The organism is Nocardia arthritidis, assembly GCF_011801145.1.
Lineage (GTDB): Bacteria > Actinomycetota > Actinomycetes > Mycobacteriales > Mycobacteriaceae > Nocardia > Nocardia arthritidis_A.
On record NZ_CP046172.1, the window covers coordinates 1446477 to 1470048 of the forward strand.

Annotated in this window: 28 protein-coding genes; 17 read left to right on the forward strand and 11 right to left on the reverse strand. The window is 65.4% G+C overall.

Annotated elements, in window-relative coordinates; all coding sequences use genetic code 11:
- Nucleotides 1-3: 3 nt before the first annotated feature.
- The gene (locus F5544_RS06305; RefSeq protein ID WP_167472304.1) at nt 4-1275 is read right to left on the reverse strand and encodes a D-alanyl-D-alanine carboxypeptidase family protein; all 1272 of its coding nucleotides are present in this window, start codon (nt 1273-1275) and stop codon (nt 4-6) included.
- Between the two features lie 147 nt (nt 1276-1422).
- Between F5544_RS06305 and F5544_RS06310 the strand changes: the two genes are divergently transcribed.
- Together F5544_RS06310 and F5544_RS06315 are read left to right on the forward strand one after the other, a co-directional pair.
- Complete coding sequence (locus F5544_RS06310) at nt 1423-2961, forward strand: MFS transporter (RefSeq protein ID WP_167472305.1); 1539 nt, start codon at nt 1423-1425, stop codon at nt 2959-2961.
- The gene (locus F5544_RS06315) at nt 2951-3565 is read left to right on the forward strand and encodes a TetR family transcriptional regulator (protein WP_238847114.1); all 615 of its coding nucleotides are present in this window, start codon (nt 2951-2953) and stop codon (nt 3563-3565) included. Before F5544_RS06310 ends, F5544_RS06315 begins: the two co-directional genes overlap by 11 nt.
- 12 nt (nt 3566-3577) lie before the next feature.
- Here the strand turns inward: F5544_RS06315 and F5544_RS06320 are convergent, their stop codons facing one another.
- Nucleotides 3578-4255, reverse strand: coding sequence for an ester cyclase (locus F5544_RS06320; RefSeq protein ID WP_167472307.1), 678 nt, complete (start codon nt 4253-4255; stop codon nt 3578-3580).
- A 213-nt stretch (nt 4256-4468) separates the two neighbouring features.
- Between F5544_RS06320 and F5544_RS06325 the strand changes: the two genes are divergently transcribed.
- Both F5544_RS06325 and F5544_RS06330 read left to right on the forward strand, forming a co-directional pair.
- Nucleotides 4469-4933, forward strand: a complete 465-nt coding sequence (locus F5544_RS06325) for an SRPBCC family protein (RefSeq protein ID WP_167472308.1) — start codon at nt 4469-4471, stop codon at nt 4931-4933.
- Between the two features lie 26 nt (nt 4934-4959).
- On the forward strand, nt 4960-5583 hold the full coding sequence (locus tag F5544_RS06330) for an RDD family protein (RefSeq protein WP_167472309.1): 624 nt from the start codon (nt 4960-4962) through the stop codon (nt 5581-5583).
- Between the two features lie 33 nt (nt 5584-5616).
- Here the strand turns inward: F5544_RS06330 and F5544_RS06335 are convergent, their stop codons facing one another.
- From F5544_RS06335 to F5544_RS06345, 3 genes are read right to left on the reverse strand one after another with little or no spacing between them, the layout of a single operon-like run.
- Nucleotides 5617-6528 carry a hypothetical protein gene (locus F5544_RS06335; RefSeq protein ID WP_167472310.1) on the reverse strand — a complete coding sequence of 304 codons (912 nt, stop codon included), beginning with the start codon at nt 6526-6528 and terminating at the stop codon, nt 5617-5619.
- A gap of 5 nt (nt 6529-6533) precedes the next feature.
- Nucleotides 6534-6875, reverse strand: a complete 342-nt coding sequence (locus F5544_RS06340; protein WP_167472311.1) for a WXG100 family type VII secretion target — start codon at nt 6873-6875, stop codon at nt 6534-6536.
- A gap of 6 nt (nt 6876-6881) precedes the next feature.
- Nucleotides 6882-7388 carry a YbaB/EbfC family nucleoid-associated protein gene (locus F5544_RS06345; protein ID WP_167472312.1) on the reverse strand — a complete coding sequence of 169 codons (507 nt, stop codon included), beginning with the start codon at nt 7386-7388 and terminating at the stop codon, nt 6882-6884.
- 398 nt (nt 7389-7786) lie between these two features.
- On the opposite strand from F5544_RS06345, the gene F5544_RS06350 reads away from it, so the two are divergent.
- Together F5544_RS06350 and F5544_RS06355 are read left to right on the forward strand one after the other, a co-directional pair.
- Nucleotides 7787-9118 (forward strand): amidase, encoded by a 1332-nt coding sequence (locus tag F5544_RS06350; RefSeq protein ID WP_167472313.1) that lies wholly within the window; start codon nt 7787-7789, stop codon nt 9116-9118.
- Nucleotides 9119-9428: 310 nt separating this feature from the next.
- On the forward strand, nt 9429-9638 hold the full coding sequence (locus tag F5544_RS06355) for a DUF2510 domain-containing protein (protein WP_167472314.1): 210 nt from the start codon (nt 9429-9431) through the stop codon (nt 9636-9638).
- Between the two features lie 10 nt (nt 9639-9648).
- Here F5544_RS06355 and F5544_RS06360 read toward each other — a convergent pair whose 3' ends face one another.
- Together F5544_RS06360 and F5544_RS06365 are read right to left on the reverse strand one after the other, a co-directional pair.
- The gene (locus F5544_RS06360; protein ID WP_167472315.1) at nt 9649-10296 is read right to left on the reverse strand and encodes an RDD family protein; all 648 of its coding nucleotides are present in this window, start codon (nt 10294-10296) and stop codon (nt 9649-9651) included.
- Nucleotides 10297-10323: 27 nt separating this feature from the next.
- Nucleotides 10324-11214 (reverse strand): phenylalanine 4-monooxygenase, encoded by an 891-nt coding sequence (locus tag F5544_RS06365; RefSeq protein WP_167472316.1) that lies wholly within the window; start codon nt 11212-11214, stop codon nt 10324-10326.
- A 204-nt stretch (nt 11215-11418) separates the two neighbouring features.
- On the opposite strand from F5544_RS06365, the gene F5544_RS06370 reads away from it, so the two are divergent.
- Nucleotides 11419-11643 (forward strand): type II toxin-antitoxin system VapB family antitoxin, encoded by a 225-nt coding sequence (locus F5544_RS06370; RefSeq protein ID WP_167472317.1) that lies wholly within the window; start codon nt 11419-11421, stop codon nt 11641-11643.
- A gap of 4 nt (nt 11644-11647) precedes the next feature.
- Here the strand turns inward: F5544_RS06370 and F5544_RS06375 are convergent, their stop codons facing one another.
- Entirely contained in the window at nt 11648-13180 is a 1533-nt protein-coding gene (locus F5544_RS06375) for an alpha/beta hydrolase (protein ID WP_167472318.1), read from the reverse strand.
- Between the two features lie 150 nt (nt 13181-13330).
- On the opposite strand from F5544_RS06375, the gene F5544_RS06380 reads away from it, so the two are divergent.
- The gene (locus tag F5544_RS06380) at nt 13331-14011 is read left to right on the forward strand and encodes a JAB domain-containing protein (RefSeq protein WP_167472319.1); all 681 of its coding nucleotides are present in this window, start codon (nt 13331-13333) and stop codon (nt 14009-14011) included.
- A 22-nt stretch (nt 14012-14033) separates the two neighbouring features.
- Here F5544_RS06380 and F5544_RS06385 read toward each other — a convergent pair whose 3' ends face one another.
- Complete coding sequence (locus F5544_RS06385) at nt 14034-15068, reverse strand: adenosine deaminase (RefSeq protein WP_238847115.1); 1035 nt, start codon at nt 15066-15068, stop codon at nt 14034-14036.
- A 153-nt stretch (nt 15069-15221) separates the two neighbouring features.
- Between F5544_RS06385 and F5544_RS06390 the strand changes: the two genes are divergently transcribed.
- From F5544_RS06390 to F5544_RS06425, 8 genes are all read left to right on the forward strand, one after another.
- Nucleotides 15222-16643: an MFS transporter gene (locus F5544_RS06390; protein WP_167472321.1), complete on the forward strand. Its 1422-nt coding sequence runs from the start codon at nt 15222-15224 to the stop codon at nt 16641-16643.
- Between the two features lie 95 nt (nt 16644-16738).
- Complete coding sequence (locus tag F5544_RS06395; protein WP_167472322.1) at nt 16739-17029, forward strand: hypothetical protein; 291 nt, start codon at nt 16739-16741, stop codon at nt 17027-17029.
- A 678-nt stretch (nt 17030-17707) separates the two neighbouring features.
- On the forward strand, nt 17708-19393 hold the full coding sequence (locus F5544_RS06400) for a hypothetical protein (protein ID WP_167472323.1): 1686 nt from the start codon (nt 17708-17710) through the stop codon (nt 19391-19393).
- A complete protein-coding gene (locus tag F5544_RS06405) occupies nt 19390-20178 on the forward strand; it encodes an ESX secretion-associated protein EspG (protein ID WP_167472324.1) in 789 nt (262 codons plus the stop codon). The genes F5544_RS06400 and F5544_RS06405 overlap by 4 nt, the downstream gene beginning before the upstream one ends.
- 39 nt (nt 20179-20217) lie before the next feature.
- A complete protein-coding gene (locus F5544_RS06410; protein ID WP_167472325.1) occupies nt 20218-20628 on the forward strand; it encodes a YbaB/EbfC family nucleoid-associated protein in 411 nt (136 codons plus the stop codon).
- 53 nt (nt 20629-20681) lie between these two features.
- Nucleotides 20682-20957: a hypothetical protein gene (locus tag F5544_RS06415; protein ID WP_167472326.1), complete on the forward strand. Its 276-nt coding sequence runs from the start codon at nt 20682-20684 to the stop codon at nt 20955-20957.
- Nucleotides 20954-21289 (forward strand): hypothetical protein, encoded by a 336-nt coding sequence (locus F5544_RS06420; protein ID WP_167472327.1) that lies wholly within the window; start codon nt 20954-20956, stop codon nt 21287-21289. The genes F5544_RS06415 and F5544_RS06420 overlap by 4 nt, the downstream gene beginning before the upstream one ends.
- Nucleotides 21282-22016 carry a hypothetical protein gene (locus F5544_RS06425; RefSeq protein WP_167472328.1) on the forward strand — a complete coding sequence of 245 codons (735 nt, stop codon included), beginning with the start codon at nt 21282-21284 and terminating at the stop codon, nt 22014-22016. The genes F5544_RS06420 and F5544_RS06425 overlap by 8 nt, the downstream gene beginning before the upstream one ends.
- Before the next feature lie 50 nt (nt 22017-22066).
- Here the strand turns inward: F5544_RS06425 and F5544_RS06430 are convergent, their stop codons facing one another.
- Entirely contained in the window at nt 22067-22483 is a 417-nt protein-coding gene (locus tag F5544_RS06430; RefSeq protein WP_167472329.1) for a VOC family protein, read from the reverse strand.
- 33 nt (nt 22484-22516) lie between these two features.
- The gene (locus F5544_RS06435) at nt 22517-22951 is read right to left on the reverse strand and encodes a helix-turn-helix domain-containing protein (RefSeq protein WP_167472330.1); all 435 of its coding nucleotides are present in this window, start codon (nt 22949-22951) and stop codon (nt 22517-22519) included.
- A 165-nt stretch (nt 22952-23116) separates the two neighbouring features.
- Between F5544_RS06435 and F5544_RS06440 the strand changes: the two genes are divergently transcribed.
- The gene (locus tag F5544_RS06440; RefSeq protein ID WP_167472331.1) at nt 23117-23521 is read left to right on the forward strand and encodes a DUF2000 domain-containing protein; all 405 of its coding nucleotides are present in this window, start codon (nt 23117-23119) and stop codon (nt 23519-23521) included.
- The last annotated feature ends 51 nt before the right edge of the window (nt 23522-23572 follow it).

The window sequence follows — 23572 nt, forward strand, 5'->3', positions numbered from 1 at the left end:
CCGTTATCGCCGTTGGCGATTCACCTGCCGGGCGCCGAGCAGGAATACCAGCACCAGGATGATGCCGCCGATGATCAGCAGGGTGCGGATGCCGCTGTGGTTGCCGTGTTCGGCCGGTTGCCGGTCGGCCTGGTCGTCGCTTCTCGCCGGCGGGGAGGCAAGCGGCACACCGGTTTCGGCCGCCTGCGCACCGGTGTCGGGCAGTTTGCCGACCGAGGCGTCCTTGGGCAGCGCGAAGCCGTAGTCGAGCAGTCGCGCCGCCTGCTCCCACGGGCGCAGCGGCTGCACATCGGCCTTCAGCAGCGTCACCGCGAGCCTGCGGCCGTTGCGCTGCGCGCCCGCGACGAAGGTTTGGCGCGCGTCGTCGGTGTAGCCGGTTTTGCCGCCGAGCGCGCCGTCGTATTCGTAGAGCAGATGGTTGTCGTTGGCGATGGCGAATCCGGGATGGTCCTTGTCGTCCGGATTCTTCGGATCCTTCGGATATCCGGGAAAGTCGACCTGCTCGGTGTGGATGATCTGGGCGAACAGCGGGATGGTCATGGCCTCGCGGAACAGCACCGACAGGTCGTATGCCGAGGTGCTCATCCCGGGGCCGTCCAGGCCGGACGGGGTGGCCGCGCGGGTGTCCAACGCGCGCAACGATTTCGCCAGCGCGTTCATCTTCCCGACGGTCGCCGCGTCGCCGCCGAGCTGGGCCGCGATGGCGTGTGCGGCGTCATTGCCCGAGCACATGATCAGCGCCTGCATCAGTTGCCGATTGGTGTATCGGCCGCCGGGGCCCATGCCGACCCGGGTGCCGTCCGCGTTCGCGTCCTCCTGGGTGCCGGTGACCACCTTGTCGAGGTCGAGGTTGCGCAGCGCGATCGTGGCGAGCAGCACCTTGATGGTGCTCGCGGGCCGGTAGCGGCCGTGCGGATCCTTGGCGGCGAGCACCTGTCCGGTGTCCAGGTCCGAAACCACCCACGCGGTCGCCGAAATGTCCTGTGGCACCGGCGGTGCGCTCGCCGGTACGACGAGGCCGCATTCGCCCATCCTGGTGCCGCCGATCGGCGGCGACGGGATCGACAGCGGTCTGGGCGCGGACTGCCCGGGCGTCGGGACCTCCGATTCGTCGATCGGTGACGGCGGGGCCGACTTCTGCGGGCAGCCGTCGGTATTCGGGGTGGTGAACGGCGTCGTCGTGGTCGGCGGCGCGGCGAGTACCGGCGGTGCGGCGAGCATCAGCGCGGCGCCGGCGCAGACGGCGGCTAGGAGGCGTGGATCCCGGGTTTTCATCGCGGTCGAGCGTAATGGGCACGGCCGGTTGTGGCCGGTCGACAGACGGTACGGGGCGGTCGGCCCGGTCCTGAAAGCGGTGTTGACATCATCTATCTAATGAGAGAAGCTCTCAAGTAGTAGAAACTCTCATTTTAAGGAGAGGTTATGAACGTGGATTCGACTCGCCGCTGGCTGGCGCTGGGCGCGCTGGCGGTGGCCATGCTGACCATCGGACTCGACGTCACCGTCCTGACCGTCGCCCTGCCGACCCTGGCCGCGGACCTACACGCGGGTACCGGTGCGCTGCAGTGGTTCAGCTCGGCGTACACCCTCGCGCTCGCGGCGCTGATGCTGCCCTTCGGCGCGCTCGGCGACCGCTACGGACGGAAGAAGGTGCTGCTTGCCGCGCTGCTGCTGTTCGGCGTCGCCTCGGCGGCCTGCACCTTCGCCACCTCGCCCGGCCAACTGATCGCGGGGCGCACGGTACTCGGCGTGGCGGCGGCCGCCATGATTCCGCTTTCGCTGGCGGTATTGCCCGTGCTGTTCCCGGGGCAGGAGGAGCGGCAGCGCGCGCTGACCGTCTGGATCACGGCCACCTCGGTGGGAATTCCACTCGGGCCATTGGTGGGTGGATGGCTGCTCCGGCACTTCTGGTGGGGCTCAGCGTTTTTGATCAACGTGCCCATGGTGATCATCGGCGCGCTCGCGGTCGCCGCGCTCGTCCCCGAGTCGCGCAGCGCGAACCGGCTCCCCATCGATCTGTTCGGCGTGCTGCTGTCCGCGCTCGGAATGCTCGGTCTCACATACGGTTTCATCCGCTTCGGCGAGCACGGTTGGGGTGACCCGACATCATGGGTGATCGTCGCGGCGGGCGTCGTCGGCTTGACCATCTTCATCTGGTGGCAGCGCAGGATCGATCATCCCCTCATCGACCTCGGACTGTTCGCCGTCTCCGGATTCCGTTGGGGCACGGTATTTCTCATCGTGGTCAACTTCGCGATGTTCGGCATGTTCTTCACCGTGCCGCAGTACTTCCAGGCGGTGCTCGGGGTCGATCCGTTCGGCAGCGGACTGCGATTGCTGCCGCTGATCGGCGGCCTCCTCGTCGGCAGCCGGTTCGTGAACGGGCTACTGTCCGCGCTGGGGGTGCGGACAGTGGAGATCATCGGCTTCGCGCTGCTGGCCGCCGGACTCGGAATCGGCGCGCTGACAACGGTCGACAGCGGCTACGGCTACACGGCGCTGTGGATCACCGTGCTCGGCATCGGCATGGGCTTCGTGATGCCCGCGGCGAACGGTCAGGCGATGGGTGTGCTCACCGCCGAGCGGTCCGGCAGCGGTTCGGCGCTGCTGCAGGCGTTGCGGCAGGCGGGCGGCACCATCGGCGTCGCGGTGCTGGGCACCGTGCTCGCCAACCAGTACCGCGCCGAACTCGGCCCGCTCGACCGGGAGCCGATCTCCGATGGAGTGACCGCCGGAGTCGCCGTCGCGCGCAAGCTCGGCAACGCCGATGCGCTGAGGCAGGTGCAGTCGGCGTTCCTCGGCGGAATGGGCGCGATGCTGTGGGTTTGCGCGGCCATCTGCGTCATCGCGATTCCCCTCGTCTGGTTCGTGCTGCCCGGGCGATCGGCCGACTCGGCGCAAGCGCAAGCCGCCTCGACCGAACCCATTCCGGATGAGCCAGAATCAACACATGTCGGTTGAGCTGTCGGGCGACAGGCCGCCCGTTTCAGGCCTGCGCGAGCGGAAGAAGGAACGGACCCGCCGGACGATTCGCCAGGAGGCGTTCCGGCTGTTCCGTGAGCAGGGCTACGCCGAAACCACCGTCGAGCAGATCGCGGCGGCGGCGGAGGTCTCGCCCAGCACCTTCTTCCGCTATTTCCCGTCCAAACAGGAGCTCGCGCTTGTCGACGACCTCGACCCGGTGATGTTCGCGGCGATCGACAACCAGCCGGCGGATCTGCCGGTGCTGGAAATGATCCGGCGCGCGACCATCGAGGCGTTCGACTCGTTGACCCCGGAGGAACTCGCCTTCGAAACCGAGCGGATCAACCTGATCTATTCGGTGCCGGAGCTGCGCGGCGCGATGGCGCAGGAGTTGGAACGCAATATCGAGATAACCGCCGGAATCGCGGCCCAGCGCAGCGGCAGGTCCGTCGACGATTTGGAGGTGCGGGTCTTCGCGGGCGCTTTGGTCGGCGCGATGTTCGCGCTGATCCAGAAGGAGCCGTTCAGCCAGGACCAGATCCTGCGGGTCGTCGAATTCCTGTCCGCCGGGCTACCGCTCAGTGGGATCGAAACCCACTGAGCGGTAAGGGGTTTACTGTGCCTTGGTGACCGGGCAGCCGTGCGCGAGCGGGCCGAGCAGCTTGTTGTTGTCGTAGAAGTGCTCCAGCTCGAGGATGCGCAGGTCGTCGCTCACCCTGGCGATGGTGACGCCGAACATCTCGATCTGCTCACCGGTGGGCTGGTGGCCCTTGTACTCGCCCTCGTACCGGCCCCAGTGCCGCCAGCGGAAGGTGACGGCGGGCGGGCCGGACAGCACCTCGAGCACCTCCCAGAAGAATCCGCCGGGGAAGGCGGTGTGGAAGGTGTGGTGCGAGGACTCGAAGGTCTCCTCGGCGACGTCGTAGAACGGGTTGTCGCCGATCAGGATGTTGTAGCTGCCGATGCGGGCGAATTCCTCGGCGTCCTGCCACGGGCCGCCGTTGACCCGGCCGCGGTAGTGCTCGGCCACCAGCGAGACCCAGGTCGCCGGGTCGTGCTTGTGCGAGACCTCCATTTCGAAGACCCGGACCAGGTCCTCGACGATGGCCTCCAGCGAGCCCGCCGCGTGCGAGGTGGTGCGTTCACGCGGCACCACCTCGTTGGTCAGGTGGTAGTCGGGTGCGCCGTTGCGCCAATCCTCGGCCGGGGTGGCCGCGACCACCGCGTCGCGACCCTGCAGCCACAGCGGTGTTTCGTCGGCCGTCTTGGAATCCGTTGCGTCAACTGTCATTTCGGGACTGGTCCCTTCGTCGAGATCGAACCCGACGAACCTAGCAGTCTGTGTCCGGATTGTCTCGACAAGGGCTCGCATGTGAAACGTCAATGAACAATGTTGTGCCGCAATAGACTTCGTACATAACCGAAATATGCTGGGTAGAAGCCTATTTCACGATCTCGGCGCGCGGTCTGGCGTGAACGGGGCTTTCGGTGCTTCGATCTACCCATGAGCGGCAACAGCGAATCCGCGCGCATCGTCAGCACCAGCCGGGAGATCGCGGCCCCGGCCGATCGCATCTTCGAATTGATCGCAGACCCGTCGCGGCAGCCCGAATGGGACGGCAACGACAACCTCGGCCACGCGGCTCCCGATCAGCGCGTCCACGCGGTGGGCGACGTCTTCGTCATGACCCTCACCAAGAAGGACACAGTCCGGGAGAACCACATCGTCGAATTCGAGGAGGGCCGCCGCATCGCCTGGCTGCCATCCGAACCCGGCAAGCAGCCGCCCGGCCACCTCTGGCGCTGGACCCTCGAACCCCTCGACCCGAACACCACCCGGGTCACCCACACCTACGACTGGACCAACCTCACCGACGAAAGTCGTTACCCCCGCGCCCAAGCCACCACCCCCACCAAACTCCAGTCCTCCCTGGACCGCCTCGCCGCACTCGCCGAGAAGAGTTCATAACCGGCGGCTGTGCCATCATCGTCGGTATGGGGTTCATGCGGCGGGGACTACTGCGGGTCAACAATTATTTGGATGAGCTGGACCGGAAGAAGCCATCCGGTCCCCGCTACCACGGCGACAAGAACGATCCAAGGTATCCGTCGCCGCGCGAATTACGTACCGCGATGGCCGTGGTGCCGGACATCGCATTGCACGCCGGGGTCGCGTGGCTGGCGTTCGCACGCAGTAGCGGGATCGTCTCGCTGTTGCTCGCCGTGCTCGCCTATGTGGGCGCGTCATTCGTACACACGGTGTTGTTCCAGCGGGTGACGGGTGGCGCGACCGTCGGCAAGCTGCTGTTCGGGGTTGTGCTCATCCGAGGCGGCGACGGACGCCGACCTACTCTCTGGAACCTTCTGGTCGCCTTCTGCGGTCGCGGCATCCTTCTGATGATCGACGGGGACTCGCCGACGGATTACGGAGGGTTCCTGGTACATGTGCGGCGGCGTGACGTCCGTGCACTGCGAGCCGCGGAACGTCGAAACCAGGCGCTGTCACCCGCACCCGGTTACCCAACGTCTCCGCAAGGCTATCCGGCGCGGTCGCAAGGGTTTTCGGATCTTCATGGCTATCCCTCCGGCCAGCACGGACATCCGCCGCACCTGGGTTGACAGCCTCGATTTCCGAGCGGCCGAGCCGAATGATTATTGCGGTGGCAGATCCAAACTGCTCGGATTCTGACCCGTTGTTTGCGGCTTCGACAGTTCGTCCACGATCTTCTCGCGGAGCTTATCTTCGATCTTCCCCGTCAACCGGTCGGTGATGCTGGTCTCGTCCCAAACGGAGCCGACGGTTTTGCTGCCGACTTCGTGTCCGATCCGATTGTTGAGCAGCCAGTCGCCTGCTTTGGTGCCGGTGGAGATGCCGCTCTCCTTCAGCAGCTTCGTCGATGTTGCCGACACCGGGGAAGCGATCGCCCCGGTAATCGCGCCCCGTGCGCTTTCTGTCGCGATATCGCCGACGTCAAGGCCGTTGCGAACGCCGAGTTTTATCTCCAGCTCCTGAAGTCCGAACTCCTTCAACGCACCCAGAGAACCGCCGATGGCCGCGCCTTTGACCACGGTCCACACCGTGATGTTCTCCAGTAGTTTGCTCAGTGCTTTGTTGATCGCGGCCCGCACGGCGACTTCTTGAGCGGCGCCCTCCGCGACGCTCGCGCCGAGGGTCTCGACAGCTCCGGCCGCGGCGATCGCCAATTGGACCGCCAGATAGATCAGCATCGAGATGATGAACAGCTTTACGGCCAAGACCAGATACGCCATGATCTGCAGCACTTGGCCCAACTCATGACAGAGATCGGCCAGCTGTTTCAGTGCACCGTCTTTGCCGCCGACCTTCTTCCAGAACTGCTCGATCGAGTCGTGCGTCTTGCCCTCGGTGTGGGCGAGCAAGATCTTGACTATGTCGTCGCCATCGTCGTTCAGTTTGTCGAGCAGGTCGCCCATTTGGTTCCAGCGATCGGCGGCGCCTTGTAGGCCGGTCTCGTCGGACTCCGGCCATTTGGCGACGACCAAGGCCGCGACCGGCTTCAGCTCGCTCGGAATCTCGATTCCCATCGGGCTCAAGCCTTCCCGTCGATCTTGCCGGTAATTTTCTGCAGCGCGTCCTTGAATCCCTGGTCGACCTCGGTGGTCTTATTCGCGATCAGCTCGGCGGCTTTCCCCAGATTCTCGAACATGCTGATCGCGCTGCTGATCGCGCTGGCTGCTTCCTCGGCCTTGTGTTCGTAGTTCTGCGCGAAGCGTTGTCCGAATTCATCATTGCCCCAGACCTTGCCGAGCGAAGCCAGCCCGCTCTGCAACTCGGACAGTCCGTTGCGGAGATCCGAGCTGACCTCTGCGAATTTCGGCGCCTGCGCCTTGACTTGGTCGGGATCGACCGAGAAGTTGTAGTTATCAACCATTTTCTGCTACCCGATGCCCTTCCAATGTGGCCCCTCGTCTTCGTCCTCGTACGCCCGCTCCGACTCCTGCGGTGCTGTGGGTTCGGCTGTGGGTAGTGGTGGCAGGACGTCGCCGATCGGACGACCGATGAACGGCAGGCTTTCGAAGGGATCTTCCGGCGGCGTGAATTCGGCGGCTGCCGCGGTCACCGGGCCGAGGACAGCATCGATCTCGGATTTAGCCGCACGGGCCGCCGCCTGGGCTGCCTGTAGGAATGAAATGCCCAGCTTGTCGGGTTGCGAGCGCTTGAAGGCCGACGGGTCCACCCAGACCTCGATCGGCACTCCGGCCGAGTTGGTCGTCACCCGGACGAGGTTGTCGTCCGACCACCCCTCCGACTTCGCGATGGCGAGCACGTCGCGCGCCTGCCCGATATCGCGCAATTGCTGCTCGTAGGTGGCCATCATCGCGTCTGCCTGCGCCTGGAGCGCTTCGGTGCGCGCCCGCAATTGGTCCCGCTCGAATGAAGTCACAGCTGATCCTCGGGTCGATGGTTAACTCTTCAGAGAGGTTGGACGCGCAGCCGACGGCTTCGGTTCCATCAATTTGCCGAGCATACGTGGGCCTTCGGTACCGAGGTGGTATCCATGGCTGGCGTCATTGCGAGATGCGTTGGGGTGGAGGCGTATTCGTGTGGAGATCATTCTCATGCCTTGGCTTTGCCCAGGTAGGCGGCGTAACGCGATGGGTTGGCGCCGAATGAGTAGCGCGATGTGGCCGATTTCTCCTACCAATCGGTTTTGAAATAAGACCATTGGTGTTAGGTTCGAGTCCTACTGGTGTGGGGGCCGAGTTGTATGACGGGCACTGTCCGTACCTCGGGTTGCCGTATCGGGTCTCGGCGGGTGAAGTGAGCCGAACCGTCGATGGCATGGAGAAGTCTGTAGTGGTGGCTGATCGATTGCACGGCATGTCCGCCAGCGAGATTCGGGAGCGCGTCGTCGCGGGGGAGTGGAGTCCGCACGAGGTCTGCGAGATGGCGTCGGGGGCGGCCGCCGAAATCGGTGGTGCGCTGGGGGCGTTCATCACCATCACGCCGGAGGTCGCATATCGCCATGCCGCCAACGCGTTGCGGCAGTTGGAGCAGGGGGATCCCGGTCCGCTGTGCGGGGTGCCGATCGGGGTCAAGGATGTCTTCGACGTCGCGGGCGTACCTACCACGACGGGGTCGCTGGCGCGCCGCGAATCCGTTGCGGCGCAGGACGCGTCGTGTGTCGCCCGGCTGGTCTCGGCCGGTGCGATGGTGATCGGCAAGACGAATATGCCGGAATTCGCCATGCTGCCGCGGACCGTGAACCGGCTGGGCGGCGAATGCGTCAATCCCGTTGACGGGACCCGTATTTCCGGTGGCTCCAGCGGCGGGTCGGCGGCGGCGGTCGCGGCCGGTATCGTGCCGATCGCACTGGGCACCGACGCGGGCGGTTCGACGCGGATTCCGGCGGCGCTGTGCGGAACGGTCGGCGTGCATTCGACCCCGGGCGCGGTCGACGGCCGCGGAACCTACCGCAGCAGTGCGCTTTTGACGTCGATCGGCCCGATTGCCCGCACTGTCGGCGATGCCGCGCTGGTGCTGGATCTGCTCGGCGCGCAGGCGGATTACCGCTCAGCCGCGCTGCGCGGTCGATGGGTCGGCCGATCCGGCCTGGACTCGAACGCCGACCCGAGGGTGCTCGCGGCGGTGCGCGGTATCTGTGATCGATTGGGCGACAAGGGTATCGATATCGCCGACAGTGATGCGAGCCTGTCGGCCGATCGCTACATCGACTCCTTCCATGTCGTGCTGAACGGTGACCGCTACCGCCAGCTGCATCGGTTCATCGACGACCCGGCCGCGCACGCCCTGCTGACCGACTACGCCCGCCGCATTCTGGCCGAGGGCGCCCGCGTCACCGATGCCGAATACGCGACGGCCGTCACCACCCGCCGAGACGCGGCGGCACACCTCGAAACCCTGCTCGCCGGAACGGATTTCCTGGTCACACCGACGGTATCGGTGACCGCCCCGCGCGCCGCGGACCCGCTCGACCACGCGGGCCTCATCGCCTTCACCTATCTGGTGAACTACACCGGATACACCGCCGTCAGCGTGCCGTGCGGCATCGTCGACGGCCTGCCGATCGGCATTCAGCTCATCGGCCGCCCCGGCGCCGAGTCGACTTTGTTGGACGCGGCCCGCCGGATCGAGCGCCTGAACGCCGAATAGGCGCTGTCGCTGAGCCGTTCTCAGCCCGTGCCTGGGCGGAGCGGAGCCTGATGGGCGTTGTCGGGGTACCTGTCTGTGGCCCGTGCATGGGCGGAGCGGATGCGAGATACGCCTGATGGGCGTTGTCGGGGTACCTGTCTGTGGCCCGTGCATGGGCGGAGCGGATGCGGAGGTGCGCCGCATGGGCGTTGTCCGCGTAGCCGTGTGTAGTCCGCGCATGGGCGGAGCGAATGCGGAGGCATGCCCAATAGGCGCTATCGGCGTAGCCGTCTTCGAGCCCCTTTCCGGGCCGAGCTCCTAGCATTCGTGCATGGGCGCGTTGAGCATTTGGCACATCCTGATCCTGCTCGTCCCGATCGTGTTGATCGGTGGTGTGGTCGCGATAGTCCTCGCAGTCGCGAAATCCGGGAAGCCTCGGCCGCTCGCGTTCCCGCCGGGGTGGTATCCCGATCCCACCGGTGCGCCTATCCAGCGTTACTGGGATGGCACGAAATGGACCGCGCAGCAGCCACTTCCGTAGGTTTGTCCGGTCACCGGCGATACTGGCCGGGTCCATGGTTTTGCGGCAGGTAGGGCTGGCCCTGGTGTGGATACCCTGGTGCGGGAACGGGATTCGATTGCCCCGGCGGGAAAGGCGCTGCGGGCGGATACGGCTGCGCCTGCGGATATGGTTGCGCGGCATAGGCATTCGCAGCCTGTGCCGCACGCAACGCCAGCACATCCCGCCGCCGCACCACCGTCAGATACCAGAAATCATGGTTGGTGTTCTCGTCGAACACCCAGTCGGTGAACCAATCCCAGATCTTCTCGAATACGCCGCCGATCCACCGGCGTGCCAGATTCCCGAACGTCGGCCACGATCCGTCGCTGCGGCGGATCACGACCAGCCCGAACAGCGCCTTGCCGAGCGTCGCGTGGGCGATCCCCTGGATCACCGTCATGTGGACGAACGTCACCACGACGAAGGTGCCGACCGCCGCCGCGAACAACGTGATGAACTGCTTCGGCGTGTGCTGCCCATGCGTGGCCGCGAACAGTATCGCGAACGGCGGTACAACGTGCACCGCCACATCGACGCAGGCCGCCAGGAACTTGCGAAGCTCACGGGGCGAGGGGTATCGCGGATCGTCCTCGCCGCCGTGTGGTCCGTGCGGATACTTCCCCCGGTAATCGCTCACGCCATGCGGCATGGCATGGCGATGATCTCAGGCGTGCGCGGAATGCGCTGCCCGGTCCGGGGTTTCGTCGTCCATGGTGGCGAAGAAGCCGCCGATCACGTCCTCGATCTCGGAGACCGATTCGGCGCAGTACAGGATCGGCTGGTAATGGGTGATGTCGTAGACGGCGGTACCCATCGCGACCACATCGAGCGGACGCAACTGCGCGTGCCGGAATTCCTCGATCTCGCCGAAGGAGGAGAGCAGGCCCGCGCCGTAGCAGCGGATATCGTCACCCTCCCGGACCACGCCGAATTCCATCGAGAACCAGAACACGTCGGCCAGGAACTTCAGCGCCCGATCGGTTTCCAGCCGATTGACGGCCTCGCCGACGGCCGCGTAGATCTCGGCGAAGCGCGGGCTGGCGATCTGGTTGGCATGACCAATGATCTCGTGGATGGCATCCGGCTCCGGCGTGTACAGCGGCGCGGAGTGGTGCCGGATGTACTGGGTGGAGTGGAAGATCCGGTCGGCGAACGATCCGAAGAACTGACGCAGCGGCACCAGCCCGGCGGCGGGCACGTAGCGGAAGCCGGTGAGCGGCGCGAGCAGGGCGGAGACCTCGTCCAGCTGTGGAATGTGGTCGGTGGGCAGGCCGAGCAGCGCCGCCGCGTCCCGCACTTCCGAGCAGGCGTATCTCTCGTGTTTACGCCGCAGTTCGGCGGAGACGATGCGCCATACCTGCTGCTCCTCGTCTGTGTAGTCGATGCGCGGTTGCGGCTGGCCGGGTCGGTATTCCAGTGCCATCGCGGCGATCGCGTTGCGGCGCGCCCGGTAAGCCGGGTCGTGCACGCCAGGGTGCTCGTCGCTCAAATGCACCGTCACGTCGCCGTCGCCGGTTCGGGTCACGGGCGAATACAGCTGTGCCTCGGTGAACATACTTCGATGCAAGCACTACCGGGTCTGGTCGACAACAAAAGCCCGACGAACTACGCAAATTGCCTATCTGACCCGGTTATTTGGTGTCACTGCTAGCCGTGCATGGGCGGGTCGGTCCAACGATGGAGTGAATGAATCTTGCATTATTCGGCTACGGCGTTGCGGGCCGTGACGCAAGATGACGGAGTAAGTGAAGGAGGGCGCATGAAAAACGAAGTCCCCGTCAGCGGCGCCGTACGGATCGAACCCGATCGGCGACTGCTCGCCGCGGCCGCGGCCATCATGGGCACCGCGACCAGCACCGCGACCGTCAACGAGGCGCTGCGCCGCATCGTGGTGCACGAGCGCCAGCTGCGTCACCTGGAAAGGCTTGCGGCAGGGGTACTTTCGAACGCATTCGCCCCGGACCCGCTGGCGGTGGAACGCTAGGCCCTCAGTGCTCGGCGGCCCGCGCCGGGCAGTTGGTATCGGGTGGCGGCGTCAGATCGGTCAGATATTTGATCACCGGCTCGTCGACGCATGGACCGCTGGTGAACGCCGCGCCGTGCTGGACCCCGTCGAAGGTGATCAGCGCGGCGTTGAACGCCTGGGCCATGTGCAGCGCGCCCTGATACGGCGTCGCCGGATCGATCTTCGCCGCGACGACGACGATCTTCGGCAGGCCCGGCGCCTTCGGCTGATGCGGTTGGGCATTCGTCGGGATCGGCCAGAAGGCGCAGGTGTCGAGGGCCGACAGCTTGCTGCGCAGCCCATCGTCGAAGGCCGGGCCTGCGGCCCTGGCACGACGGTCGATCTCGGCGGCCGTCACCCGGTCGGTCACCCGGATATTCTCCAGGCAGCGCACCGCCTGGTTCAGGCCCTGGTCGGCCGACTCCTGATACGAGGTCGCCTCCTGCTGCATGCCGTCGCCGTGGCCGTGCGCGAGCTCGGTCAGGCCCTTGGTCAGCGCGGGCCACAGTTTCGGGCTGTACATGGCGGAGATGGTCGCGGTGATGGCGTCGGTGTAGTCGAGCCCCCGCTTGTCGGCCGTCGGCGCCGGCCGCTCCATGAGCGGCAGCACCAGCTTGCGGTAGGCGTCGGTCGTCTGTTTGGGATCGGTGCCGAGCGGACAGTCGGGTGATTTGGCGCAGTCCGCGGCGTACGCGTCGAAGGCGGCCTGGAAACCGCCCGCCGAGGCGACCGGATCGACGATGTTGGTGGTCGGGTCGACGGGCGCGTCGAGCACCATCGCCCTGACCCGGTCCGGGAACATCTCGGCATAGGTCGAACCGATCCTGGTGCCGTACGACGCGCCGAAATAGGTGAGCTTCGCATCGCCGAGCACCGCCCGGATCACATCGAAATCCCGTGCCACGTCGACGGTTCCGACGTGGGCGAGTAGTGCCGCTCCGGTGCGTCGCAGACAGGAATTGGCGTAGTTCTCGTGCTCTTCCTCGGCCTCGTCGATCTCAACCAGCTGGCCGGTGTTCAGCACGCGCAGATCGGTCATCCGCTCCTTGGCGGTCTGGCACTGGACCAGCGGGGTAGACGCGCCGAGCCCGCGCACGTCGATGCCGATGATGTCGAAGTGCTCGGACAGCGGGGTTTTGCCGAGGTAAATCGGCAGATCCAGGCCGGGCCCGCCCGGACCGCCCGGATTGGTGAGCAGCGAGCCGGTCTTCGAACCCTTGGCGCGCAGCCGGGAAATGGCGATTCGCGCGGTCTCCCCGTTGGGGTCGGCGTAGTCGACCGGCACCATGATCCGCGCGCAGTCGAGGCCGGCCTCGGTCAGGCCGCGCCAGCCCGGGTAGCCGTCGCAGGAGCCCCACGAGACGGTCTGGTGGTAGAAGCGGTCGAGCGTCGGCGCGGGCGGTGGCGCGGGCTTTTCGGTGGTGCAGGCCGTCACGAGCAGCACGGCGGCCGCGATCATGGTGGGCGGCAGGAGGATTCGCTGGGATTTCGCGGTTCCCTTGCGCCGATTGAGCATTCGTTTGTCCCCGAGTACGTCCAGTGGTCCCCTCAGTCTGCCGTACCGGCGCGGATCCGCAATCGGGGATACCCGCCGCGGCCGCCCGCACCCGACATGTCGGTGGGTGCTGGCATGATCCGAATCCACCACCGCACCCGAGGGGGACCGATGTCGATACCGATTGCCAATCTGCCCTCCGCCGCGCGCCCGCGCGAGCGGCTGCTCGCCCTCGGCCCACACGCGCTCAGCGACGGCGAACTGCTCGCGCTGCTGCTGCGCCAGGGCCGCCGCGGTACGAGCGCGCTGGACATGGCCACCGAACTGCTCGCCGAACACGGCGGACTCACCGGGCTTTCCGGCGCCCGCCCCGAGGAACTGTCCCGGCGCACCGGCGTCGGCGCGGCGAAGGCCGCCGCGATCGTCGCGGCATTCCACCTCGGTTCGCGGGCCCGCGGCCGCACCGATACCGCGCCGCGGCTGACCGGCACCGCCGAGGTCGCCGCGGTGGCGCTGCCGATGTTCGCGGGCGTCCGCGTCGAGCGGCTGCTGGTGCTGGTATGCGATGCGCAGAATCGCCTGCGGCACAAGATGTTCGTGGCGGAGGGCGCGCTCGACCAGGTCATCGTCCCGGTGCGCGAGGTGCTGAATACGGTGCTGCGGCACGACGGCCGCGCCTTCGCCATCGTGCACAACCACCCGTCCGGCGATCCGAATCCGAGCATGGACGACCGCCGCACCACCGCCCGGCTCATCGCCGCCGCCGATACGGTCGGCCTGCGCTTCCTCGACCATGTGGTGATCGCGGGCGAGCGCTGGTCGACCGTGCCGCCGCTGGTCCAGGTCGAATGAGCGGGCGTGCCCGGGTCGCCGATCACCGGGCGGCGAGCCAGGATTCGGTATAGCCGTCGATCTCGCCGATCAGTGCGGTCTTCGCGGCGTCGTCGAGAAATGAGGCGGTTACGGCATTTCTCGCGAGGTTCGCCAGGCCGCGCTCGTCGAGGTTCAGCAGGTCGGCCGCCACCGCGTACTCGGTATTGAGGTCGGTGCCGAACATCGGCGGATCGTCGGAGTTGATCGTGACCAGCACGCCGGCCTCGATCATCCGCGCGATCGGATGATCGGCGAGCGAGGGCACGGCGCGGGTCGCGACATTCGAGGTCGGGCACACCTCGAGCGGGATGCGCAGGTCGGCCAGGTGCCGCAGCAGCCGCGCATCCCGCACGGCGCTGGTGCCATGGCCGATCCGTTCGGCGCGCAGCTCGGTGAGCGCGTCCCAGATCGTGGCGGGGCCGGTCGTCTCGCCCGCGTGCGGCACGCTGTGCAACCCGGCGGCGATCGCGCGGTCGAAAACCGGTTTGAATTGCGGTCGTGGCACACCGGTTTCCGGACCGCCGAGGCCGAACGAGACCAGTCCGTCGGGGCGCAGGCGGTCGGCGGTGGCGAGCCGGACGGTCTCCTCCGCGGCCGCCAGCCCCTGCTCCCCGGGTATGTCGAAGCACCAGCGCAGCCGGATGCCGAAATCGGCCTCGGCCGTAATTCTGGCGTCCTCGATCGCGTCGAGGAAACCGCGCGGATCGATGCCGCGGATCACCGAACTGTATGGCGTGACGGTGAGTTCGGCGTACCGGATGTGCTGCCCGGCCATATCGCGGGCGATCTCGTAGGTCAGCAGCCGGACGTCCTCCGGTGTGCGGATCAGATCCACCACCGACAGGTAGACCTGGATGAAATGCGCGAAGTCGGTGAATCTGAAGTAATCGGCAAGTGCCTCAGCGTTTTTCGGAACCGGTGAATCCCGGTGGCGGGACGCCAATTCCGCGACGATGCGGGGTGAGACGGAGCCGACGTGATGGACGTGCAGTTCGGCTTTGGGCAGTTCGGCGATGAACGCGGACAGGGCGGTCAAGCTGTCACCTCCGGCGAAGATCGGGCTGTGGTCAGCGTAAGACATTGCCGCGCACCGGAACTCGGATCGTTCGCATTCGGGTGAGTCGATCGTGACCGAGATCTCTAGTGTGCCTCTTTACCTCGAGTGCGGTTCAGGTTCAAGAATCGTCCCATGACTTCTACGGAACCCGCGGCCGGGTGGCGTGACCTGGTCACGGATGGGCGTATCGGTGCTGCCATCGTGCTGGCCGGTGGCACCGCACTGTACGCGATCAGCAGCTACGTGACCGCGAGCCTACTGCCCACCGCCATTCAGGATATCGGCGGTGCGCGTTACCTCGCCTGGGCCACAACGGTTTTCGTAGTGGCATCGATCTTGTCGTCCACCTTGGTCAGCAAAATGCTCGCGGTGCGCGGGCCGATCGGCTCGTATCTCACCGGCTTCGGCCTGTTCTCGGTCGGCACCGTGATCTGCGCGGCGAGTCCGGTGATGGCGGTCATGCTGGTCGGGCGCACCGTGCAGGGATTCGGTGGCGGTCTGCTGATGGGGCTGGGCTATTCGGTGATCCACATCGCGTATCCGCAGCGGTTGCGGGCGAGGGCGGCGGCGTTGGTGTCGGCGATGTGGGGCGTCGGCACCTTCGTCGGTCCGGCGCTCGGCGGCGTCTTCGCCCAATTGGGCGTGTGGCGTTTGGCTTTCGTGGCGCTGGCGGTGCTGTGTGTCGCGATCGGGGCCGTCGTCCCGTTCGCGTTGCGCGGCAGCGAACCCAGCGGACACGCGCACCGGATTCCGGTCGCCTCGCTGGCGCTGTTGACCACCGCCGCGGCCCTGCTCAGCATCGGCAGCGTGTTGCACGGCGGATGGACGGCGCTCGCCATCGCGGGCGCGCTGGCCGTGATCGCCGGCTTCCTCGCACACGAGCGCCGGGCGGCGGTCTCGGTGCTGCCGCGACTGACCTTCGTTCGCGAATCGCCGCTGCGCTGGATCTATCTGACGATGATCGGCGTCGCGATCGGGATAAGCCTGGAGAACTTCATTCCGCTGTTCGCACAGGAACTCGGCAGGATGGTGCCGCTGGTCGCGGGCTTCGTCGGTGCCGCGGCCTCGCTGGCCTGGACGGTGGCGCAGATCTTCAGCGTCAACGCGACCGGGCACCGCGCCACCGAGCGCTTGCGGATCGTCGGCCCCGTCGTGCTGTCCACCGGGCTCTTCCTCACCGCGATCTGCCAGATCCGCGACGGCGGCATCGCGATGATCGTCGTCTGGATCGTCTGCATGATGGTCGCGGGCGCCGGAATCGGTTTGGCCTGGCCGCATTTGGCCACCGCGGTAATGGGCGCGAGCCCGGATCCGGCCGAGGGGCAGCAGGCCGCCGCGGCGATCGGCACTGTCCAACTCATCGCCAACACCTTCGGCGCCGCGATCTCCGGCGTGCTGGTGAACCTCGGCGATCCGTCCCCGCTGCGTTCGGCTCGCTTCCTGGAAATCGGGCTGGCGGTCATCGCCGCACTCGGCGTCCTGAGCGCGCTGGCCGCTCGGCGGCCCGCGAACCAGGCCGTGCCCGCCGCCGCACTGGCCGAGACCATCGCCTGACCCGTCGGGGGCACATGCCGCGCCTGCGCCCGGATCCTCGATTTCGACCAACTGTGTTCGGCGACAATCGATGTCGTGACGCAGGCGGGGTGTGGATGACGATGCCCGCCACGACGCCGCATGCCGGTCCGGTCGTGGCGGTCATCGTCCTCGGCACGATTCTCGACCCGCTCGACGCCGCCATGGTCGCCGTCGCGCTGGCCCCAATGCACACCTACTTCGGTATTTCCGTCGCCGAAGTCTCGCTGCTGGCTCGAACGACAGTGCCATACGCCTGTTCGCCGCAACCCCTCTTCGCCGCTGGCGTGCTGATCACCATCATGAATGTCGCCCGCCGGGTGAAAAGCCATGGGCACGAGGTGGATTCGCCGAGCGCGGCACGGTGAACGCCCGCGCTCGAGATATGAGTTGACTGCCGATGTCTTCTGCGCCGCTATCTCCGGTTTGCATGTGAACCTGCGCTGCATTCGGGTCGCTACCTGGAGATCGGATAGACGTCCATGGGCCGCGCCCGCCGTGTTCCGGATAAGTCGCCGATAAACCGTTGATGCATCATCAAGTTATTGAGCGCCCCAAAATATATTGGCATTCCGGTACGGCGGACGTATTCAGTAGGGCGCTCATCTGCTGAATTGACTGTTCGCGCATGCGTATTGACTATTCGCGCACGGCGTTGCGCTCGGGCTTTCCGGCGGTGCGCGGTTGATGTAGCCTTTGCAACGGCGGCCTACTTGCGCGATCGCATCGGTGCGGCAGCAGCTGGTGTTAACGTTGGAGTGGCGTTCGAAAACGGGGAGAGTTTGTAGTTGTTCAATTGTGTTCGGGGCGGGTACGTCTTGTGTGTTAATTCATCGCTCGATGTGCGGGGGTCCTCGGTGCAATCGGGCGACGATATGTATGCGACTGGTCGATGGGGGTAGCTTATGGTCACCGAAAATTCGGACCCACGGCCGGATGTCAACCCGTGGCCGGTATTGAAGGAAAAAGCCTCGCGGCGTCAGCTCAAGTTTCGCCCTGAAGTCGCGTATGGAATAGCCGATGCCGCCGCCGCGACCATTGGACATGTGCGTTCGCTGCAATTGGATGCGAGAGCGCTCGCCAAGAAGAAGCCGCTGTCGAATTTGCCTTCGGGGACCGAACTGAGCAATGTCTTCACCGACCGGGCCGCCGCACTCGACGACATCATGGGCACACATCTCGGGATACTGCAGGACCTGGTCGACACGATGATCGCGGCAGGTAAGGCGTACGACCGCGTCGATGTGGACAATGCGGGCTCGGTATCCGCGGCCGGGCTCACCGGCAAGGACTATCAGGGCAAACTCGACGAGATCACGGTGCCGCAGGAGCCGATCCGGATCCGGCCGTACGACGATGTCATACCGGACCATTCCGAACCGAACGGATGCGCTCCCTCGGAAATGTCCAAGGAACTGCGGGCGCTCGCGGACCGCGAAACCATTCCGATTCATCCGGAACCGCCGGCCCAGTCCTGGCGAACTCTGCACGAATTGCGCGTGCACATCGAATACAACATGGTCGTGGCGGAGATGGCGGACTGGGCATACCGCTGTAAACGCCTCGGTGAAGACCTGGATATGTCGTTCGCCGATCTCGGTGGCAAGGCGACCACACACGCCGCGGACTGGGAGGGCGATGCGAAAGAGGTCGCCGCCTCGGCCATCCAAAAATATGTCACGAGTACGAAGCCGCTGCGTGCGGCCATGAATCTGATGGCCGAGAACGCGGATCTGACGAGGCAGTATCTGGCGTGGACGCATGCGGGCATGCCGGTGGAGCCGGAGAATCCGCATGATCAAAGCGCATTGGAGGATTACGACGGGGCGACCGGTGATACGGTCGCGGACAAACTTCCCGAATATCAGCAGAGGTTCGCCGAGCGGTATCTCGCCAATCTGGCATTGACCGCCGAATATGTTCCGGCTTTTCCCCGTCCGGAAGCCTCCTTCAGTGGGCTGTCCGGCCTGCCCGCCCAAGAGATCAGAGGGCGGCTCGGTGATGTCGGCGGCAGGAACTCCATCATCCGGGCCGGGCTGCGCTCGGGTCTGGACGACCTGTTGTCGCGCGGCCCGCTCGACCTTTCCGGGGATATCACCTTGCCGCAGCCGGAAATCGATCAGCCACAGCATATTTCGGAGGACGAGCCGGATCAGGACCAGCCGGAGGGGCAGGGCGAGGACGATCCGCAATCGGACGATCCGCAGCCCGACGACCCGCAACCGGACGATCCGCGGCATTCGGGCCAGTCCGGACTCGACGGTATGTCGTCGGCATCGCAGGGTTTGCAGCAGCTGTTATCGGCCGCGCAACAGGCGGCGGCGCAGCGCTCGCTGGAGCCCGCGATGAGCTCGAAACCGCCTTCGGAGGTCGACAAGGAGAAGCTGTCCATGCCGACGAACAAATCGGCAGGGCTGCCCAAATCAGGGCTGCCCAAACTCGGCGGCAGCCCGTTCGGCCCGGCGTTGCCGAAGGAATTGACCCAGCCGCAGGCGAGCAGGATGTTTCCGCGCGCTGGTCTACCGACGAGCCGCGACGGTTCCCCGGCCCGCGTCAGCGCGCCTGCGCCGGTCGCAGGCGCGTCGGGCGCACCGGGTATGTCGGGTGCGCCCGCGCGCGGCGCCCAAGGCGACGAGAAACACCAGACCTCGCCGGCCTTGAAGTCGCCCGAGAACCTGGATGACGCGATAGGGGATCCGATGATCGTCGGAAGGCCGGTGCTGGATATATGAATCAGCACTGGAGTTTCACCGATCTGGAATTCGTCGCGTTGTGGGCGCCGCTGCGGGAGGATGTGTTGCCGCAGCCGTTCACCCACGTCACCGATATTTCGAGTGGTGCGCAGTACGAGTACGAATTGCGCTCGGCGCGTGCGCGATTGGATTCCATCGCGGATGGCGCGCGCGAGCTGATGCTGCAGGATATCGCGCGTCCGGACCTCACCGTTCTCGTGCGTGCACTGGACGGTCGTGATCGGCGCGATCCCGCGGGCAGCATTCGCATGCTGGCCGCGCGCCGCGAGGAACGGGGATATCTGGTAACCCAGCTACCGGGGCGAACGGTCGACCACAGCGGTGGATTCACGGTGACCGAATGCCACGCTCTCGATCTGGCCGCGACCGTGGTTGCCGCATTGCCGGATGTGCCGCCCGGCCGACAGGGGCGGGTCACCTTACCCGGGCACGACGACGGGATGGATCATTCCTTCGAAATGGCGCGCTGGCGCGACACATTCGACGATACCGAGGAACGCGGCCGGAATTTCCTGCGCGCACCGGCGCCGACCATCGGCCGGATCGAGATCCGTCAGGGTGTTTCGCGTTTCGGCCCCCGCGGCCGGACGATTCGGGTGCTTTTCTGGCGCGATCTGCTCGACGACGGGCGCTATGCGATCGTCCCGGCGAATCCCCCGGTCGCGGCTCCGGCCAATGCCCGAGCACTCATCGACATGCTCGACACCGAGATATCGACGATCGTACGCGCGATCGAGGACGAACAGGCTTTTCAGGAGGCATGAGTGATACCAACGCATTTCCGCGACCGAAGGCAGTGGTAAATGGAAATCGATGATGTAGCGCGGATTTTCGCGGAGACACAAGAACAGATCGCGGCGTTGCAGACACGCATCAGCGAAACCCTGTCGGGATTCGAGCAGCAGACGTTCGAGGGACGGTCGGCCGATGGTCGCGCAATCGTGGTTGTCGCGCCGGACGGCATGGTGCGGCGCATCGAACTTCCCGGCGGACTCGGCAATGATTCGGTGCCGGCCGGGCAACGGTTCAACGAACTGACCTGGGGCTCCTCGGGCAGCGATCTGGCGTTGACCTGCCGGTCCATGGTGGAGGCGATCAATACCGCGCGGAAATCGGCCGTCCAGACCGGCATTGCGGTGCTACGCGAGGAGTTTCCGCAGGCCTTCGACCTGCTGACCGATCTGGAACCCACGCGGCCGGCCACGCCGAGCTGATCGGAGAAAATACTGTGTCGGATTTCGATAAACTATATTCGCGAGTCCAGCAAATGAATCGGGACTGGAATCGCAAAATTCAAAATATTCGGGACGGGCAGCCGGAGCTGGCGCAATGGCTGCACCAGGTCACGGTGCGGGATCCGCAACTCGCCACCGAATTCGGGACGGTGACCATCGACGGACTCGGCACATTGCGGTCCATCGATCTCGACCCGCACAAGGTATCCGATGTTTATGAGGCTGACGTCGTCGCGGCCGTTGTCACCGCCGTCAATACCGCGCTCGAGGACGTGCGGTCGGCCGATACGAAAGGAGTTCGACCATGACGAGCCGCCCCGTTGTTCGCATGGAAGTCAAGGCGGTGCGTCAGGAGGCGAACGCTATCAAGAATTGTGCGACACATTATCGGGCCGCGGCGGATGGAATCGCCCATGCGCCGATGCAGGACGACGATCTCGGTTTGTTCGCCAGGGATCTGGTGGGGCAATTCAATGCCGCCTTTTCCGTCATCGAACAGAAACTTCGGCAGAGCGAGAAAACCGTGACCAGGGCAGGTGAAGGTCTCGACGAGGTCGCCACACTGTTCGAAGGCATGGACGGAAAGGGCTACGAGGAGCTCACCGCCTCGTCCCAGAAGGTGCAGGGCTCGCATGGGTGAGAAGACCGACCAGTGCTATCCCGTACCTCCGGGGCGGGATCTGAAAAGCCTGCCGCCCTTTCCGCAGCATCAGGCGGCCACCCTGGTGGCCGTCGCGGATGATGTCGGGGTGCCCGGCGTTCGCGAGGTGATCGATATGGTGCGCGATCTCCTGGGGCATCCGGAATCGGTGCAGTCCATCATCTACACCTGGATTGATGCGAATTCTCATCTGACCTCGGCGACCGACGGCAGCAGTTCCGCCGATTCGCCGGGCACCGCTGGCCTTCAGGATTCCGCGGAGAACCTGCAGGCGTATTGGACCGGTGATGGTTGCAACAGCGCCGTCGCCTACGTCGGCCACATCATCGATGCGACCGAGGCCGCCAAGGTAATTCTCAAACAAGTATATGAGGAGATGGGTAATCTCCGCGATCGAATCGTCAAGAATTACACCGATTCGATCGACAACATAAACCAGGCGGCCGCTGCGGTCATCGACTATCTGGACGGTATTCCCGAGATCGCCATCAAGCTGGATATCGGTGGCGCCGCAAAGCATGTCGGGGAATTTCTGAAAAAGCTCGTAGACACCCTCCACAAGATCGCCAATGATCTCATCAACTACGTGAATACCGTGCAGGGTGAAGTCTCGAAAATCCATGGCTCTGCATCGCTTTTGAAAGTCCCCATCGCGATCGCCGACGCGGCCTTCAATAGCAAGAAATGGCACGTGAAGCCGGACTAGAAGCATAGGCCGCCTTCGCTTTTCAGCGAAGGCGGCCTTCTCGCTCAGCCCTATTGGGCGGCCAGCTGGGCCAGCCGCAGATTGTTACCGGACGGGTCGCGGAACGCGCAGTCGATCCCGTACGGCCGCTGCTCCGGCTTTTCGACGAACTCGACACCGCGCGCCGACATTGCCTCGTAATCGGCCTGCACGTCGTCGGTGGTCAGAAACACCGTTCCGGCAAAGCCTTTCGACATGAGGTTGCGCACCTCGGTTTGTGTCCCGGCATCCATGACCGGCTCACCGGGGATGGCCATCAACACGATCTCCACGTCGGGCTGACCGGCGGGACCCACCGAGAGCCACCGGAAGTCGCCCATCTCCGGCACGCTGATATCGCTGCGCAGTTCCAGGCCGACCTGCTTGGTGTAGAACGCGAGCGCCGCGTCCTGATCGTGTACCCACAGTTGCACGCTGCTGATCTTCATCGTGTTCTCCTCGCTCTGATGTTCGAGGGAACACTAACTTTCGGCGGCCGTCGAGTCTTCTCGAAACGTGCTGCGTTGCGGTCTGCCGAAGAACCGCACCATGCACGCCGGGATCCGCGCGTAATCCGCCGCCGGGGGAAATGCCGCCCGGTACGCCGTCGGCGAGCGCCCGTAGGTTCTGGTGAAGCTGGTGGTGAAGGATCCGACGCTCTGCCAGCCCACCAGGAAACAGATTTCGGCCACCGGACGGTCGGTCGTCCGTAGCAGCGCGGCGGCCCGTTCGAGCCTGCGGGTCAACAGGTAGCCGTGTGGCGACTCCCCGAACGCCCGCCGGAACTCGCGGCTGAAATGCGCGCGCGACAGTCCGGCGGCGCGCGCCATATCCTCCACACCCAGCGGCTCCGCATACCGCGCGTCGGCGAGATCCTTGGCCTTCAACAGATGCCGGGCGATCGGGACAGAAACCACGTGGTCAGTATGCCCGTATCGCTACCGCGGATCCGGCCTGGGCGGACAAACTCGGGCGGGAATCGACCGAATCGCCTTCGACGGGAAGCGAAATGTCCGCGCAGGCCGGGTGCCTCCGCACCAGCGTTCAATATCCGGGTCCACCCCAGGGGCAATGATCGGCCCATGAGCAAGACCAAGATCGCCGTTGTGCTCCGGGACGATCTCGCCACCTGGCAGCGACTCAACGTGACCGCGTTCCTGGCGAGCGGCATCGCGGTGGGCTGCCCATCCACCGGCGAGGCCTATCAGGACGGGTCCGGCACGAAATATCTGCCGATGTTCACCGACCCCGTGCTGGTCTACGCCGCCGCCCCCGCGGACATCGACGCCGCCTACCAGCGAGCACTGAGCCGCGAACTCCCGATGGCCATCTACCCCGAGGACCTCTTCGGCACCTTCAACGACGAGGACAACCGCACCGCAGTACGCGCCCTCACCCCCGACAACCTCCGACTCGCCGGCTTCGCCCTACACGGCCCGCGCAACGCCATCGACAAAGTAATCAAAGGCCTACCACTACACCCATAACCCAGGTCGCCCTCGAATGACGAAGGCCGCCTTCGTCTTTCGACGGAGGCG

What these genes read in the sequence shown, in the direction of transcription:
- F5544_RS06305 (WP_167472304.1), bottom strand. Translation starts at nt 1,275, where the DNA reads ATGAAAACCCGGGATCCACGCCTCCTAGCCGCCGTCTGCGCCGGCGCC.
- F5544_RS06310 (WP_167472305.1), top strand. Translation starts at nt 1,423, where the DNA reads ATGAACGTGGATTCGACTCGCCGCTGGCTGGCGCTGGGCGCGCTGGCG.
- F5544_RS06315 (WP_238847114.1), top strand. Translation starts at nt 2,951, where the DNA reads ATGTCGGTTGAGCTGTCGGGCGACAGGCCGCCCGTTTCAGGCCTGCGC.
- F5544_RS06320 (WP_167472307.1), bottom strand. Translation starts at nt 4,255, where the DNA reads ATGACAGTTGACGCAACGGATTCCAAGACGGCCGACGAAACACCGCTG.
- F5544_RS06325 (WP_167472308.1), top strand. Translation starts at nt 4,469, where the DNA reads ATGAGCGGCAACAGCGAATCCGCGCGCATCGTCAGCACCAGCCGGGAG.
- F5544_RS06330 (WP_167472309.1), top strand. Translation starts at nt 4,960, where the DNA reads ATGGGGTTCATGCGGCGGGGACTACTGCGGGTCAACAATTATTTGGAT.
- F5544_RS06335 (WP_167472310.1), bottom strand. Translation starts at nt 6,528, where the DNA reads ATGGGAATCGAGATTCCGAGCGAGCTGAAGCCGGTCGCGGCCTTGGTC.
- F5544_RS06340 (WP_167472311.1), bottom strand. Translation starts at nt 6,875, where the DNA reads ATGGTTGATAACTACAACTTCTCGGTCGATCCCGACCAAGTCAAGGCG.
- F5544_RS06350 (WP_167472313.1), top strand. Translation starts at nt 7,787, where the DNA reads ATGGAGAAGTCTGTAGTGGTGGCTGATCGATTGCACGGCATGTCCGCC.
- F5544_RS06355 (WP_167472314.1), top strand. Translation starts at nt 9,429, where the DNA reads ATGGGCGCGTTGAGCATTTGGCACATCCTGATCCTGCTCGTCCCGATC.
- F5544_RS06365 (WP_167472316.1), bottom strand. Translation starts at nt 11,214, where the DNA reads ATGTTCACCGAGGCACAGCTGTATTCGCCCGTGACCCGAACCGGCGAC.
- F5544_RS06370 (WP_167472317.1), top strand. Translation starts at nt 11,419, where the DNA reads ATGAAAAACGAAGTCCCCGTCAGCGGCGCCGTACGGATCGAACCCGAT.
- F5544_RS06375 (WP_167472318.1), bottom strand. Translation starts at nt 13,180, where the DNA reads ATGCTCAATCGGCGCAAGGGAACCGCGAAATCCCAGCGAATCCTCCTG.
- F5544_RS06380 (WP_167472319.1), top strand. Translation starts at nt 13,331, where the DNA reads ATGTCGATACCGATTGCCAATCTGCCCTCCGCCGCGCGCCCGCGCGAG.
- F5544_RS06390 (WP_167472321.1), top strand. Translation starts at nt 15,222, where the DNA reads ATGACTTCTACGGAACCCGCGGCCGGGTGGCGTGACCTGGTCACGGAT.
- F5544_RS06395 (WP_167472322.1), top strand. Translation starts at nt 16,739, where the DNA reads ATGACGATGCCCGCCACGACGCCGCATGCCGGTCCGGTCGTGGCGGTC.
- F5544_RS06405 (WP_167472324.1), top strand. Translation starts at nt 19,390, where the DNA reads ATGAATCAGCACTGGAGTTTCACCGATCTGGAATTCGTCGCGTTGTGG.
- F5544_RS06410 (WP_167472325.1), top strand. Translation starts at nt 20,218, where the DNA reads ATGGAAATCGATGATGTAGCGCGGATTTTCGCGGAGACACAAGAACAG.
- F5544_RS06415 (WP_167472326.1), top strand. Translation starts at nt 20,682, where the DNA reads ATGAATCGGGACTGGAATCGCAAAATTCAAAATATTCGGGACGGGCAG.
- F5544_RS06420 (WP_167472327.1), top strand. Translation starts at nt 20,954, where the DNA reads ATGACGAGCCGCCCCGTTGTTCGCATGGAAGTCAAGGCGGTGCGTCAG.
- F5544_RS06425 (WP_167472328.1), top strand. Translation starts at nt 21,282, where the DNA reads ATGGGTGAGAAGACCGACCAGTGCTATCCCGTACCTCCGGGGCGGGAT.
- F5544_RS06430 (WP_167472329.1), bottom strand. Translation starts at nt 22,483, where the DNA reads ATGAAGATCAGCAGCGTGCAACTGTGGGTACACGATCAGGACGCGGCG.
- F5544_RS06440 (WP_167472331.1), top strand. Translation starts at nt 23,117, where the DNA reads ATGAGCAAGACCAAGATCGCCGTTGTGCTCCGGGACGATCTCGCCACC.